Genomic DNA, 16980 nt, shown 5'->3' on the forward strand with positions numbered 1-16980 from the left:
GTTAAGTGAATTTATTTAAAGAGTTAGATTTGAAAACCTCTTATAGAAGTGATACAGACAACATATATTGTGATTTTTTAGAAAAATGTTTAAAAAATTCTATTTCATATGATAGAGCTGTAGGATATTTTACGAGTGATAGTTTATATCTATTATTAGAAGGAGTAGAAAATCTTATAAAAAATAATGGAATAATGAGAGTGGTTACATCTCCACAACTTTCAGAAAAAGATATCTTAACTCTTAAAACTTTACATAATAAAGAAATTGTTAATCTGAAAATAGAGGAAGAGCTCCAAAAATTTTACTCAGGGAAAGAAGAAGATACAACTAAAATATTTTCATGGTTAGTTAGTAAAGATATACTTCAAATAAAAATTGCGTATCAAAAAGATTATATTGGAATTTATCATGAAAAGTTTGGGATATTTAAAGATTCAGAAGGGAATAAAATAGCTTTTTCTGGTTCTGTTAACGAAACCATAGGTGGGATGAGTAGAAACTTTGAATCGATAGATGTTTATTCTTCATCTGATGGAAAAAAAGATTTAGAAAGAATAGAGAATAAAGAGATAGATTTTGAAAAACTATGGGGAAATAAGACAAATAAAATAGAAGTTATTGATATAGATGAGGCAATTAAAAAAAAAATAATCTCGAGAGCTCCAACGAATGAAGAAGTAAGTGTTATATTAAACAGAAAATTTGAGAAAAATAGATTAAATGGATTAGTAAAGCCAGAATGGTTCAGTGTGAGAGAGTATCAAAAAAATGCTTTTGAAAGTTGGAAAAATAATCAGTTAAAAGGGATATTAGAGATGGCAACAGGAAGTGGAAAAACACTTACAGCATTAAATATAATGACAGAGATATCAAAAGACAAAAGGATGTTCTTTGTAGTTGTGTGTCCACAAACGTTTCTAGTTAGACAATGGGCTGAAGAAATTAAGGCATTTGGAGTAAAATCAGTTATTTGTAATTCAGAAAACAAAAATTGGAAAGATCAAATAAATGCTAAAATCTTTTTATTAAACGAAGACCAGATAGATGTTACAGTTGCAGTTGTAACAAATAAAACATTACAAAACGCATCTTTTTTAAGAGCTTTAAAAAGAGTAAAAAAAGAGATGATGATTATTGTAGATGAGTGTCATAATATTGGAAGTTTTAGCTTTGAAGAGTTTTTAGAGAGAGATGAGTTGAAAAAAAATTCGATAAGACTAGGTTTGTCAGCAACTCCTGATAGGCAAGGAGATCAAAAAGGAAATGAAGTTATTGAAAAGTATCTAGGAAAAGTTATTTTTCAGTTTTCATTAGATGATGCTATTAAAGGAGGATTTTTAACTAATTATAAATATTTTCCTTACTTTGTAACTTTAACAGAAGATGAAGAGAGAGAATATATAGAACTTAGCAAAAAAATAGCATCGCTAAGCTTCTCTAAAAACTCTAACTTGAAAGATAAAAAGAAAGAATCGACACCTTTGGAGATGTTACTTTTTAAGAGAGCTCGATTGTTGAATTTGACTAATAATAAAATATTGAAACTGCTAGAAGTTATTGATGAGTTTAGTTTTAATAATTTGATTTATGTTGGAGCTGGAAAAAGCAAAGAAGAAAGCGAAGATAGAGAACAAAAGTTTATAGATAAAACGATAGAAACAGTTTCTGAAAAAATGGACTTTAAACTTATGAAATTTACCTCTGAAGAATCTAAGAATGAAAGAGAAATTGTTATACAAAAGTTTAAAGAGAAGGATATAAATGCTGTTGTGGCTATCAAATGTTTAGATGAGGGAATAAATATTCCATCAATTGAAAGAGCATATATTTTGGGAAGTACAGGTAATTATAGAGAGTATGTTCAAAGAAGAGGTAGAATACTTAGAAAATCAGAAAATAAGAGTATTGCCGAGATACATGATTTTATAGTTATACCTAGAAGTTATGAAAGTTATCAACCAATTCAAGATTGTAATTTTAATTTTGAAAAAAAATTAGTGGAAAATGAATTGAAAAGATTAGAAGAATATAATTCATTAGCTTTAAATAAAAATAGAAATGAAAGTGAGTTAAGAAAAATTAAAGAATTTTATGGAATAGGAGAGGGTAATAAATGAGTGCAAAATCAAAAGGACAAGAGTTTTTTGCAAGTTTAACAAAAGAAGAACAAAATGCGATTATTCAAATAATAAAACTAGAAAATGACCCAGATAGATTAACTAAAAAAGAGAGCACGATAACAGTTAAACAAATTAAAGAGATAATCGGACAATATTCAATGGAGTGGAATGACTAATGATATTTAAAAGTATAATTTTAGAAAATTTTAGACCTTATTATGGGAAAGTTAAATTAGAATTTTGTAATGGTGAAAAAAACATTACACTTTTAAAAGCTGAAAATGGATCAGGAAAAACAACTTTATTACAAGCAATAAGATGGGGATTATATGGTGGAAATTTAGATTTAACATCAGGAGATCCTAAAAAGTTTGGTGCAAGCAGTTTTATAAATAAAAAATATTTAGAAGAAACAAAAGGAAAAACATATGCTAAAGTAGAGTTGAATATAGTAGGAAAAGTTTCGGAAGAAAAAGAAGAGCAGGAATATAAAATTATAAGACAGATAAATTTTGAAAATGATGTGTATATTGGAGTAGATTTGATTTTAGAATCAAATGCTGGGAAAATAAATCAAAGATCGGAAGCAGGGTGCCAAGAAATAATAAATCGTTTACTACCAAAAGAAATTAATTTTTTCATTGATGGAGAAAGACTAGAAAAAATAGCTCCTGAAAAAGAAAATCAAAGAAAAGTAAAAAAAGAAAGCTTAGAAGCAATAGAGGAATCTATAAATAGAGTGCTAGGAATAAAAAGTTTAGAAAATGCGGTTACAGATACTGCAAAGGTATATAGAGATTTAGAAAAAGAATATTCTGAAAGTAGTAGTGCTAATAAGGATATTGTCGAGTTAGAACAGAAAGTAAAAAAAATAGAAAAAGAATTTGAAGATAAGTTACAAGAGAAAGAGGAAAAACAAAAGGAAACAGAGCTTCTAGATATAGAAAAAGAAGAGTTGAGCAACAGAATAGATGAAATTTTATTGATAAGTCAAGAAGATGAAAAAAATAAGAAAGTAGTAGAAATGTTGCAAGATGAAAAAAAAGAGTTAGAAAAATCATTAGAAGCAATTCAGAAAAAGTATAAGGAATTTTTATCAATAAAAGGTGTCGAAGCGATTGCACCAAAAATTTTAAATAATGCTTTTAAAGTAATAGAAATAAAGAAAGATAAGGGCGAAATTCCATCGAGATATGAAAAAGAGTTCTTAGAAGAATTGATACATTTAAAAGAGTGTATATGTGGGGCATCTTTAGTTAGTCATACAGATAATTACAGAAAAATAATGCAAAAGTTAGAAAATGCAGCAACAAGAGAAAATAGAGAGAAAGTTAGCGAAGTGTACTTTATGTTGAGAGATATAGCAAGTGAGGATATTTCAGAGAATGTTAAGCTAATAAAATTAGAAATATCTAAGATTCAGCATAGAATAGATTATATTGAGCAAGAGTTAGAAGTGTTAGTAAAAGATAGTAACTACGACTTCCAAGTGGAGTTGCAAAATATAAAAAATATATTAATTAGTAAAGAAGAAATAAAAAAAACACTTCATAAAAGTATTGGAGCCTTAGAAGTTGAGTTAGAAAGAATAGAAAAAGAATTAATTTCAATTAGAATAGAGAAAACTGAAGCAGATAAAAAGAATATAAAGAGTAAAAGAGAGAGAGAAAAAAGAGATTTTGCGAAAAAGATAATGCTGAATCTTGAAACTCTAAAAAAATACAAAGAAGCTCAAGGTAGAGAAGGGCTAAAGAGTAAAATAGAAGAAGTTTACTCTAAAATAAATAAAAAGGGTTATAAAGTTGAATTGACAGAAGAGTTTGATTTTAAAGTTTTTGATATTGATGGAAAAGAAGCAGGAATGTCAAAAGGAGAAGCAAAAAATAAAGCTCTAAGTTTCATAGGTGGATTAGTTTACTACGCAAAAGAGTTAAATAAAGAAAAAAATAAATCTGATTTGGATTCAGATGGAGGAATATACCCACTTGTATTGGATGCACCTTATGGTGATTTAGACAATGAATATAGACTAGATTTTACTAAAATGTTACCGGTTTTATCAGAACAAATAATAGTCATGGTTTCATCAGGGCAATGGAATTCAAAGATAGAAGATGTTGTTAAAGATAGAATAGGAAAAGTATATACTTTAGAAAACGAAAGAAGAACGGGAATAGATAAAAGATACGATATTACAAGAATAAAAGAGGAGATTTAAAATGGAAGATTTATTTCAAGAGGAGCTAAGAAAAAGAAGACGAGAAGATAAGGAATTAATAGGATTTGGTCATGAAAAAAATTATGATGGCATATATAATGAACTTTTAAGTCAAAGAGGAGATGGATTCTTTGTATTAAAAAAAGATGTTCATGTTTTAGCAGCTTTGATAGGATTTAATCTATACTCGAATCAACCTAAAGAAATTGAAAATCATAAATTAGATAAAGTTGGTTTTAGAGCACTTTCACCTGTCGATTATAGTGAATATTATCATCTTATATATTCAGTTGTTTTATCTTTAAATAATAATATTGAGGATATTTTAGATAATAAAAAAGTAGTAGATATATTCAATAACTGTGCTAGTTTAGGGATAGAAAAACTGAGAGACATATTAACTAAAGATAAAGAGGGATATATTAGAAATTTTGAAGATTTTTTAGAAAGTCCAGAAGATTTTTTAGAAGATATGTTTGATGGCGAAAGAGAAGAAAGAGAAATAAGAGAAGCTAAAGATATAATTTTCTAGAAAGTGGAGGATACAATGAAAGTAAAGAGGTTAAAGGAGATATTTCAAGACGAAGATGAAGGAAGAATAATACTTCCAAATTTCCAAAGAGATTTTGTCTGGGATACAAAGCAACAAAAAGAGTTGTTAGCAACATTTTTGGTGGAATTACCTATAAGTAGTATTCTTTTGTTAAAAGGAAGTTGCAACGATTTTAATTATAGAAAGTTGTGCTATTCAAACGAAGTTGAATGTGCTAAAGATGAATGTATGTATCTTTTAGATGGTCAACAAAGAATGTCAACTTTAAAAGCTATGTTTGTTGATTTATTTAAAGGTGAATGGGAGAATAGTTACTCAGATTTATATGGGAAAATAAAGAATAGATGGTTTTTAAAAGTATCAACTTCAGATGATGAAACAGAGGATATATTTGGTTACAATACTTTAGATTTTGATTATGGTAGTTTGAGAAAATATACACCAAGTGAAATAGTGGATTTTATTCAAGAGTATAAAATTCATAAAACAACAAATACAAATTTTTGGTATCATCCAAAATTTAAGTTTGAAAAAACAACTGATTCAGGAAAGATAAACGAGTTTGCAAATTTATGTTCTGATCAAAATCTTATTCCACTATTTGGATTAAATGAGAGTAATAAACTTCAGGATAAAGTTGTGGAAAAGATTGCAAATAAAAGAGCAGATAAAATAATAGATGAGATAGAAGAGTACGAAAACATAAAAAAAATAGAGAAAATAAAATGTTATTTTAAGGATTTTTCTTCTGAAGTAGATGAAGAAGAATTAATAGATGAATTTGAAACAAGAAAAAATAGTTTAAAGTATGAATTGTCAATGAAATGGAAAACTAAAATTATAAATTTCTTAGATAAATTAGTAGAACAAGAGGTTTCGATAATTGAAATAGAAAAAAATGAGATAAGTAGAGGAATAGCCATATTCGAAACAATAAATAAAGGAGGAACTCCTCTAGATAACTATGATTTAATTGTTGCCAAAGCAGCAAAAGACTCTAAATTAGAATCTTTAACTCAAAGAATAAAAAGAATCGTAGAGCAGGGAATAGAGTTGCCAGAAGATTTTAGAGAAAAAAATTGGAATGGAGTGAATTTTGGTTTAATCGAAGGTCAAGAGGAGCTAAATAAAAGATTTAAAAATCAATATTTAAATCTACTATCAATTTTTTCTCATGTAAAAGATCCTTTAAAACTAAAATTAGATCATATAAAAAGAGATAAAATATTTGAAATATCTTCAGTAGATATAAATTCATTAACTGAAAAAACAATAGTTTCTTTATTAAGAGCATTAGCATTTGTTAATACTAGATTAGGAATAACGAAATTTGGTAACTTCTCATTTGAATTAATGGTTTTACCTATGGCTTATATATTTTCTGAAGATAAAAATTGGAATGATAAAAAAGTATTAGATAAAGTAGAGTATTGGTATTGGACATCGATATTTATAGGAAGATATAGAGAACGTCAAAATATAAGAACCGTAGATGATTTAAAAACTATTTACAAATGGATTGTTCAAGAAAATTTAGACGATTTGAAAGTTAAAGAATTAGTTTATGAAAATATAGCGAAGGTATTAAATGTAGAGGAGTACTCAGATTTAGAAACATTATTAAATGATTCTAAAACTCCATCTCCAGTTAGTAAAAATTTATTATATTATATTTTAAGTTTAGAACCATTTGATTTATTACCAGAGAATCATTCGAAAAAACTTAAAGCATTTGAGATAACAGAAGCATCAGTAGAACTAGAAGATCATCATTTAATACCTTTAGGAACAGGAACTAAATATGGAGAACTGAGTTCTAAAATAAGAAACGATAAGAATCATATTTTAAATAGTGTTTTAAATAGGACTCTTATAAGTAAAGAAGCAAATAGAAAAATTAGAGATATGGGATTTGAAAAGTATATGCAAGATGTCCAAGATATATCTAGAATAGGTCAGATGATAAATAAAGACCTATTACAAAAAGAAAATGAACAACAAGATGAATATTATAGAAGAGTTTTACAAAATAGATTTAATACAATAAAAGATACATTGTTAAGAGAGCTTCACTATTTAAGTGAAAGATAGAAAATGAGGATGTAAAAATGGAAAAAAAAGATGTTAAAATTTGTTGGAATGAAATAGATAATGTTCCAGTAATTTTAGAAGAGGGTGTGACATCATCATTAAAAGAGGTCGCAAAAGATTTAAGACCAGTATTTTTACAAGAAAAATGGTTATTAATGAACTTGTTTCCAGATAGATTAGATGATAAATTCTTAAAAAAATCAGTTTGGGCAACAAAACAGAATAGATATATAGTTGACGGTGAGATGGTTGATTTAATAGCAACATCAAAATTTAAAAAAATGACTCAATCAGAAATTGAAAATTTAAGGAAAGAAGTGATGAAGTTTTCAATAACAGAGGAGCATTTAGAAGTTGAAAGAGATTGCTTCGATAAATTTATAAAAGCAAACAGTAGTCGTTTTAATATACTGGTAAAAAGTGAGAATAGAGACGAAGAGGGAGAGTTCATAGGAGCAATTCCTTTTATCGTTGAAAATGCAGAAAAATATAAAAATAGAATGATGCTAGTATCTTTCTCTGGTGGAAAAGATTCTACAGTTGTTTCTCATTTGGTAAGATTGGCTTTAAATAATCAAAGTATTTTACATATATTTGGAGATACAACATTAGAACTGCCTAAGTCATATGAATATGTAGAGAGGTTTAAAGAGGAAAATCCATTTACACCATTTTTCGAAGAGAGAAATGAAGAGAATAATTTCTTCGAAATGTGTGAAGAGATTGGACCACCAAGTAGAGTTAAAAGCTGGTGTTGCTCAATATTTAAAACTGGACCAATGGGAACAACACTTGCAAATTTTGATGAAAATATAATAACATTTTTAGGTCTTAGAAGAGGAGAGTCAGCGTCTAGATCTAAATATAAAAAAGTATCTCAAAGTCCAAAAATATTAAAACAGATGGTAGCTTCTCCAATTATAGATTGGTGTGACTTAGATGTTTGGTTATATATGCTAACAGAAGAATTAGATTTTAATGATTCATATAGACAAGGATTTGCAAGAGTAGGATGTTGGGTATGTCCAAATAACGGTTCATGGTCTGAACTTCTTTCATCAATATATAATTCAGAGGAATATGATAAATGGTATTCATTTTTAATTAATTTTTCTAAAAGAATAGGGAAGTTAGATTATGAGGATTATGTTAAAGATGGTAAATGGAAAGCAAGACAAGGTGGAGATGGATTAGAAAAAAGTACAGAGATAATTGTAGAGGCTAAAGAGTGTATCAATGAGAAAAATTCAAAAACGTTTGTATTAAATAAATCTGTAAACGAAGATTTTATTCAACTTTTCAAGCCGTTTGGAACTATGAAGATATTTGAAAAAAACAAAGCGGTTGAAATAATTTTAATGGATAGAGGCAACACTCCAATCTTCAAGTTATCTTATAGAGTTGAGGGAACGGAAGTTAAAGTTACAATCATGAAAACTGATGATAAATATATATTCAATAAAATTCAAAAGCAGTTTAATAAATTTAATAGTTGTCTTTACTGTCAAGGGTGTAACTCGGCTTGTCCGACAGGAGCTATATACGTTAGCAACGGAAAATACATAGTAGATGAAAATAAGTGTGTAAACTGCTTAAAATGTATAGATAAATTTGATTCGGGATGTTTAATAGCATCAGCATTAAAAATAAAAAAGAGGTAGAAATGAAAATTATAATGAGTGGTCATAGTTCTTTTTATATCAGAGAGAACTGGATAAATAAACTATTTTACAAGGTGTTTGAACAAGATGTAAATAAAAAAATAGAAAGTTCATTTTTCTCTAAAGCTAACTTAATAAATGCAATAGATATCTTGGGTGTAGGAAGTAAGATGGTAGAATCTATAAAGTTTTGGGCTGATTTTTTAGGTATTCTTGAAAAAAAAGCTAAAAGTATAGAGTTAAGTGAAAGTATGAAAGTCGTTTTTGAATTAGATCCATACTTACAAAATAATAACAGTTTATGGATTTTACATTCAAATATTTTTTTGAAAGAAAAAGAGAAAGCTCTAGTTTGGGAGAAAGCTTTTTCATTACCTGAAGGTGCTACATTTACAAAAGAGAGTTTGGAAAAGAGTATAGAGCTTTACTATATAGAGAATGGAAGTAAGTTTTCAAGCAGAATGGTTTTAGATACAATAAATGTTTTTATAAAAACATATTATAAAGATTCTAAAGAGAGTGTTAATCCAGAAGAGAATATAGTTTCTCCATTTGTAAGATTAAATTATTTAAAAGAGATTAATGGTGAGTTTAAATTTCAAAATATGGAGAGAAAAGATATTTCTGATTACGTGATATACTATTTACTTTATAAAAAATCTAAAAAGATGGGAATTGTAAATCAAACAACAATAAAAGAAGCTTACGAGTATGTAAATAAAATAGTGAAGATGAGTTATCTTAATTTTGAGAAAACTATACAGGAGTTAGAGTTCCAAAATGAGTTATCTGTAGATAGAGCAGCAGGACTACAAAATATAACTATAGATACAAAGAGATATTCAGAGAAAGAAGTCGTAAAAAAAATACTAGAAAGTGAGTTAGTTTGATGGATAAAGTAATAGAGATTACAAAAGTAGGGTTTTCAGTAAATATTGAGAGAGATTACAAAGATAACGAGAAAATTAATTCATATATTCCTACAGAGAAAAATATAAAACTTTTAGCAAAACTTACAAAAGGAGTTTTGAATAAAAAAAATGGATCATATATTTTATCAGGAGCATATGGAAGTGGAAAGTCATATTTTCTTTCGGTATTACTAAATCTTTTATCAGTAGAAAATAAAAGTAAGATAGATATATTTTTAAATAGAGCTGAGGAAAAGTTTCCAATAAAAGAGATATATTCAAAATTAAATGAACAAAAATATTTAGTAGTATTTGCAAAAGATAGATACTCTAACTATGAAAAATCAGTGCTACACGGGATACTAGAAGTTATAAAAAAGGAAGATTTGAATATAAGTTTAAATCTGGAAAGTAAAATAATTTTAGATAAAATTGAATCTTGGAAAAAGAACTATTCAGATATAATTTTTAAATTTGAAGAAGCTTTATTAAAAAGAGATACAGATTTAGAAAAAATAGAGCTTCAGCTTCAAAATAATAACTCTAATGCTATAAAAATATTTAAAGAGTTATATAAAGAGATTTTTTATGGAGAAGAATTTGTAAACTATGAATCTAATTTCCAAATTGTAGACTTACTGAAAGATTTTGAGGAGAAAGTTATTGAAACGACATCATATAAAGGTGTTATCTATGTTTTTGATGAGTTTGGAAGATATTTGGAATCAAATATAAACAAAGTCGATGTAAAAGAGATACAGGATATGGCAGAGTACTGTAATTCTGAGGCTTCATCATATCTATTTTTAATAACTCATAAAGATATTTTCCAGTATACAAATAAATTGAATAGAGAGGATAATATATTTGAATGGGAAAAAGTAAGTGGAAGATTTCATAAAGAGCAGATGACTTATGACAAAGTTACTTCTTTGAGTATATTGTCACAAGTAGTTTATAAAAAAGAGGGGTTTAAAGAATTCTATAATCAGAATATAGATAAGTTTAATAGATATAATAGAAATCTTGGTGAATCTAATATATTAACTGAAAATTTGGATAAGGCAATAAAAGATTTTTATCCTTTAAACTATTTAACAGCATACATATTACCTGAGTTATCTCAAAAGATTGCCCAAAATGAAAGAACTATGTTTGCTTTTCTAAGTTCTGGAGATGTTAAAGGTTTAGAGAGTGTATTAAAAGATGATTTTATAGTGGGACTAGATAGAATATACGATTATTTTGAAGAAAACTTTAAGTTTTTAAATCATGAAAGTTTAGAGTATAAAAGTTATTTCAATACTAAAAAAGCTTTAAACTTAGTAAAAGATTTTAATCATATAAAATTCTTGAAAAGTTTAGGAATGTTACAGATATACAATAGACCAATTGAGATCCCACCAACAAAGGAGATTTTAAAGTTATCTTTAAATATAGATGAGATTGAATTAGAGAAAATTTTAAAAGATTTAGAAAATGAGAATATAATAAGTTTTAAAAGAAATAAGAGACATTACAAGATTGTAGAGGATAGCGATATAAATATTCAAAAGGAGATTAAAGAGTATGTAATAAACAAATTACACAGTCTAAATTTGACTGAATCATTGAATAAATTTATAGAGCTCGATTTCTATTATCCTGTTAAATACAATTTTGAAATGGATATAACAAGATATTTCCAGCAAATATATTTAGATTGTTCAAACATAGGTTATTTAGATAAGTTGAAAGATAAAGTAGATGGTAGGGTTGTTTATTTAACAAATATATCAAAAGCTTTAGATTATGATTCTATAAAGACCTCTTTAAAATTAAAAGATATTATTATTGTATCAAATATAAAAAATTCTAATTTAAAAATAGATGGAATTTTAAAGGAGTTAGAAGCCATTGAATGTTTAGCTTTACTAGAGAAAAATTATAACAATAAGGCTATTTTAGAGGAGTATAGTTTATATAAAGAGGAATTGATTCAAACTTTAAAAGAGGAACTGAATAGGTATTTCTCTAAAGATGAGAGAGAGATAACGTACTTAGGAAAAACTCAAATAGAGAAAGATTTACTTCAAGTGACATATTATTATTTAAATGAAAAATTTAAGAATTATATTCCTATAAACTATGAGTTGTTAAATAAAGATAAAATAAGCACTCCAATGAAAAAGGTTAGGACGACACTTCTTCAAATGTTGTTAGAAGGAGATAAAAGCTTATTAGAGAATAGTTTCTATTTAGAAACAGGAGCGATAAATTCAGTAGCGAGAACTATTTTAAGTAAAATTGTATCTATTGATGAAGCAGAGATAATTTTTAAAGATAAATGGCAAGACTTAAGTGTTGAAATTTTAAATAGATTACAAAATGGAGAGTGTGAATTAGAAGAGCTGTATTTAGATTATACAAGTGATAAAAGAGCTTATGGATTAAGAAGTGGTATTTTTACTTTATTTTTAGGTGTACTTTTAATAAAAAATAAAAATAGTCTTTTAATAATTGAAAATCAAAATAAACAAAAAGAAAATTTAAGTGGAGATCTGATTGAAAAAATCGAAAAAAATCCTGAGAAGTACTATCTGACTTATGTTGAGAAAAGTGAAGAAGAGGAAAGATATTTAAATGAGTTGAAGAAAAGTTTAGGAATCTACTTTGTAGATAGTTTAGATATAGAGAACGGTATAGTTGAAGGATTAAAGAGTTACTTCTACTCTTTAAGTAGATTGATAAACAGAGTTTCATTAGATAATTGTAAACTACTTTCAAAAGTATTTAAAGGTTTATTCCAAGATAAGGATCCGTATAAGTTTTTATTTGAAGAGTTACCTAAAAGAGCAAGAGCTAAGAATTATGATGAGGTTATCTCTTTAATAAATACTGAGATGACTTATTTAGAGGATGAAAAATTAAAAATTGAAGAGCAATTAAAATTATTAGTAGTCGATGGATTAAAAGGAAGTACAGATTTAAAAGAAGCTTTAGAGAACTGGCAGAAACAAGATAATATATTGGATAACGGGATTAAAAGTTGGTTAAAAAAATATAGATATATTGGTGATAGAAGATTCATACTGGATATTACTGCTAAAATAAAAGGCTTTAGCTATGAAAATTGGTCAAACTTAGAGGATATAACTGATTTTGAAAATAAAATGAAAGAGTTTTTAAGTATAAAGGAAAAGGTTGAGAATGTTGAGACTGAAAACTCTGTTCAAATTATATCAAATGGAGAGAGGGTTGTATTAGAAATCATGAAAGAGCATACACCGATAGGAAAGATGCTGAAGACAAAGTTAGAAGCGACTATTAAATCTATGGGTATGGCTCTTAAAGAGGAAGAGAAAAAGTCGATTTTATTAGAGATATTGAAGGATATGTAGATACATTGATAACTAAATCCAGTTCAAAAAGTACTCATAATAAAGCACTATATAAATAATAGTTCGATTTTAAAGGCATAGTTTTTTAAAATGATATATTTTCAAAAAAAGTCCATAAAAATGACGCTTTTATTTTAATTTTAAGGCCATCTAAAAAAAAGGTCCTTAGGTAAATTAGAGTCGAAAAAATACGTCGTGAAAAGTCTTAAAATACCTTGAAAAGGCCTTCGAAACGCTTATGAAGCATATCTATTAGAGAGGGTTTTCGTGTAGTGTAATCAGATTTAAGAAGATCCTGTTAAAAAAATAAAACTCATATAGAAGTTTTAGAAAGTTACATTGATAAGATTTTAATCGGAGAAGATATTTAGTAAATCAACTTGATTTATGAAAGAATAATACAGGAGAATGATGTCACAGTATTTTTATTGTGGCATTTTTTATGTTATAATAATTTTGAAGTTTAGAAAATAAAATTATAGAAGTTAAAGGAGAACAAATGAACAGTTTTTTAAAACAAATAATTACCCCTATGAATATTGGTTTTGGAGTATTAATGTTAGGTTTATTTTTAATATCTCTAAAAAAAATGATTTCAAAGCCGAAAGAAAGCACAACAATCCCCAACTTGATAGCAGGATTAGGAATCATAGGAACGTTTTTAGGAATTTTTATGGGGTTATTACAATTTGATACCATAAACTTGGATAAGAGTATACCAAAACTTTTAGAAGGAATGAGAACAGCCTTCTTTACATCTTTAGTTGGATTAGTTTTATCAAATATTCTAAAATCATTCCAATCAAAGAAGATAAAAGAAGCAATAAAAAATGAAAAAGAGAATGTTGGAGAGGTTTCTTTAGAAAAAATAGCAACATTAATGTTTGAAATGAAAGAAGCCATTGTTCAAAGTAATAAACAGGTTGTTGAAGCAATAGTTGATATAAAAGAAAATACACAAAAAACATCAGAGATAAGTAGAGTAGCAATTGAATCTCTAGTACAAGAGTTAACAGGAGATAAACCTACATCTCTTGTAGGTCAAATGAAAATTTTAAGAGAGAGTATGATAAAAGCTCAAGAAAATGCTCAGGAAAGATTGAATTTGGGGCTTGAAAATATGGGGAGCCAACTGGATAACTTAGTAAAGACAAATAATGCAATTAGTACAGAGATAGAAAGAGGAAATAATGTTTTAATTGAAGAGTTTAGAATTTTTGCTAAAAATATGGCAGAAAATAATATGAAAGCTTTTACAGAAGCTATTCAAGAGTGTATAAGAGACTTGAATAATCAACTACAAGAGCAATTTGGTGAAAACTTTAAACACTTAAATTATGCAGTGGAAAAATTATTAGAGTGGCAAGTTCATTATAAAGAAACAATTGAAAAGACAAATGATAATCAAATAGAACTTTATAATGGAATGATGATGGCCAGAGATTTAATTGTTGAAATAAATGAAAGAAGTTCTTCAATAGTTGAAATTGCAAATAAACTTGGAGATAAAATAGTAACATTTGATACGCAACAACAAAATTTAAATAATTCAATAGAAGTTTTAAATAAAATTTCTTTAGAAGCAAGAGAGTTAATTCCAAATATAGATGTATATATGGCGAATGTCAAAGAAAATATAGTTAAGTCTACAAATAATATTGAGCAGTACATAATAGAAGTAGATAGCAAATTATTAGAACACACAGAACTTGCGACAGAAAAGATAACAAACCATGTAGTTACGGCAACGGAAAAAAGTCTTGAAGAAGTTAATAAATCATCTGCTAATATATTAGATAAAATAACTTTAGTAAATCATGCAGCTATAAGTAAAATATCTAAACTATCTGATTCTTTTGAAGAGCAATCATTAAAAACAATTGAACATATAACAAATATTCAGAATAGTCTGAAATCTACATCTGATGTTATATTAAATAATTTTACTGAAGTAGCAGAAAAAACTAGTAAAAATATAGATGAAAATAATGCTCAAATTATTTCAGTAAGAAATTCAATTAAAGAATTAACATACCTATCGACAGAAAGCATAAAAAAACAGCAAGTAGAAGTTATAGCGGCTTTAAAAGATTTAACAGTGAGTATTACAGGAGCAAGCGAACTTAATATAAAAGCTATGGAGAATCAAATTGTATCTATAGAAAAGGCGATTGTTAGATTTGAAAATGAAGGATTTACATTAACAAAAAAAATCTCTGATAATATTCAAGTAATGGTTGAAAATAATAACTCAAATGTACAAACAAGTGTTGAACACTTAAATAAAACTTTAGGAGTAACGTTAAATACATCTTTAGAGTCTTTAGGAAATCAATTAGCAGCTATTTCAGAGAAGTTTGTTAGTGATTATACTCCACTGACTATAGAGCTTCAAAAGCTAATTAACTTGGCAAAAAAGGTAGGGTAATCAAATGAATAAATACATACAAAATGATGATTTTTGGCCGTCTATATCAGACTTGATGTCGGGATTGATGATTATATTTATGTTTATCGCAATATCTTTTATGTCACAGGTAGCAAAAGAAAAACAGGGGATGACTGACTTGGCTGAAGAATATAGAAAAATCAAGATATCAATTTACCAAGAGCTTTTTAAAGAGTTTCAAAGTGATTTAAATGAATGGAATGCTTATATAGATGAAGAAACATTATCAATAAAATTTAGAGAGCCAGATATATTTTTTCAGCAAGGAAGTAGCGAGTTAAATGATGGATTTAAAAATATATTAAATGATTTTTTCCCAAGATATATAGCAATATTAAATTCTAAAAAATTTGAGTGTGAAATTGAAGAGGTAAGAATAGAAGGTCATACATCAACAGAGTGGACAAGAAATTCATCTCCTATGGATTCTTATTTTAAAAATATGGAGCTATCACAAAATAGAACTAGAACAACTTTGCAATATGTAATGACACTACCTAGAATGAGAAAGCATGAGAAGTTTATGATAGAAAAAGTAACTGCGAATGGATTGTCATATAGTAAAAGAATTATAACTAAGGGTATAGAGGATAAGAAAATGTCTAGAAGAGTTGAGTTTAGAATAAGGACAAAAGCTGAACAAAAGATAGATCAAATACTGGCAAAGAATGATAGAGAAAGAGGCGAAAAAAATGAAATTAATTAATTTTAATGAGTTTTTAGCTTTTAAAAAAATAAGAAAAAGTATGGGTATTTCAGAGGATTTTAAGCCAAATTTTCAGAGTTCAGAAGCTGTTATGAAAGAGCTAAAGCTTAGTAATATAAAAACAAAGGGTTTAGATATATCATTTGATGAATTAGTTGTAGCAAAAGATAAGACGCTAGAACATAAAGATTTTCCTGGGCAGAAAATGCTTGTGTATATAAGAGACTTTATGGGTGATTATGTAAAGGATGAAAGTGACAGATCGAATTATCCAAAGTTTCATCTATCTTGGTGTCAAACTTTAAATAAGATGCATGAAAGTAAAAAATATGATAGATATGTTGTGAGTCAAAGAAACGATGGAATATTTTTACTGAATAAGACGTCGAATGGTAGAGTAGTTAAAAAGGATATTGAGCTAGAGCTATTGGTTTGTAAAAATTGCTTACAAACCTTAAATTATAAAGGATATAATAGCTCTTATAATTCAAGACTTAATGTTTTTAATAGTTTTAATATAAAAGAGTTTTTAGATGAATATAATACAGAGATTTATATAGAACCAACTCATACTTCAAGCTCTCAACCATTAAATGAATATGTAGATGAATGGAGAGAGATAAGTTTCAGATATAAAAAGAGCAAGAGATTTATTTGTCAAGATTGTGGAAAAGATTGTTCTAAAGATACAAATGAACTGCATGTCCATCATGTAGATGGAGTCAAATCAAATAATAATCCGTCAAATTTAGAAGTAGTTTGTGTGAGTTGTCATAGTAAAAAACCTATGCATGGACATATGCTAACTAATCCTAACTTTAGCAGATATATGTAATTTGTATAAATATTGTTAATGAAATTGACAGCGAGTTTTTTTGAATATATAAT

Annotated in this window: 11 protein-coding genes; all 11 read left to right on the plus strand. The window is 27.2% G+C overall.

The genetic code is table 11. The features are described from left to right. Window positions 1-5: 5 nt before the first annotated feature. On the plus strand, window positions 6-2120 hold the full coding sequence (locus L992_RS01230) for a DEAD/DEAH box helicase family protein (RefSeq protein WP_047394007.1): 2115 nt from the start codon (window positions 6-8) through the stop codon (window positions 2118-2120). Continuing rightward, window positions 2117-2299, plus strand: coding sequence for a hypothetical protein (locus tag L992_RS01235; RefSeq protein ID WP_047382193.1), 183 nt, complete (start codon window positions 2117-2119; stop codon window positions 2297-2299). The genes L992_RS01230 and L992_RS01235 overlap by 4 nt, the downstream gene beginning before the upstream one ends. Then, entirely contained in the window at window positions 2299-4341 is a 2043-nt protein-coding gene (locus L992_RS01240; RefSeq protein WP_047382191.1) for an AAA family ATPase, read from the plus strand. Before L992_RS01235 ends, L992_RS01240 begins: the two co-directional genes overlap by 1 nt. A gap of 1 nt (window position 4342) precedes the next feature. Further along, window positions 4343-4873, plus strand: a complete 531-nt coding sequence (locus L992_RS01245) for a hypothetical protein (protein ID WP_047382189.1) — start codon at window positions 4343-4345, stop codon at window positions 4871-4873. A gap of 15 nt (window positions 4874-4888) precedes the next feature. Beyond that, window positions 4889-6985, plus strand: a complete 2097-nt coding sequence (locus L992_RS01250; RefSeq protein WP_047382187.1) for a DUF262 domain-containing protein — start codon at window positions 4889-4891, stop codon at window positions 6983-6985. 17 nt (window positions 6986-7002) lie between these two features. After that, window positions 7003-8646, plus strand: coding sequence for a phosphoadenosine phosphosulfate reductase family protein (locus L992_RS01255; RefSeq protein WP_081982637.1), 1644 nt, complete (start codon window positions 7003-7005; stop codon window positions 8644-8646). Between the two features lie 2 nt (window positions 8647-8648). Then, entirely contained in the window at window positions 8649-9536 is an 888-nt protein-coding gene (locus L992_RS01260; protein ID WP_047382184.1) for a DUF4007 family protein, read from the plus strand. Next, a complete protein-coding gene (locus tag L992_RS01265) occupies window positions 9536-12937 on the plus strand; it encodes a hypothetical protein (RefSeq protein ID WP_047382182.1) in 3402 nt (1133 codons plus the stop codon). The genes L992_RS01260 and L992_RS01265 overlap by 1 nt, the downstream gene beginning before the upstream one ends. Window positions 12938-13436: 499 nt before the next feature. Beyond that, window positions 13437-15365, plus strand: coding sequence for a hypothetical protein (locus tag L992_RS01270; protein WP_047382180.1), 1929 nt, complete (start codon window positions 13437-13439; stop codon window positions 15363-15365). Window positions 15366-15369: 4 nt separating this feature from the next. Beyond that, the gene (locus tag L992_RS01275; RefSeq protein ID WP_047382178.1) at window positions 15370-16092 is read left to right on the plus strand and encodes an OmpA family protein; all 723 of its coding nucleotides are present in this window, start codon (window positions 15370-15372) and stop codon (window positions 16090-16092) included. Then, window positions 16079-16927, plus strand: coding sequence for an HNH endonuclease (locus tag L992_RS01280; RefSeq protein WP_047382175.1), 849 nt, complete (start codon window positions 16079-16081; stop codon window positions 16925-16927). The genes L992_RS01275 and L992_RS01280 overlap by 14 nt, the downstream gene beginning before the upstream one ends. Window positions 16928-16980: the final 53 nt, after the last annotated feature.

This window comes from Cetobacterium sp. ZOR0034 (assembly GCF_000799075.1).
GTDB lineage: Bacteria > Fusobacteriota > Fusobacteriia > Fusobacteriales > Fusobacteriaceae > Cetobacterium_A.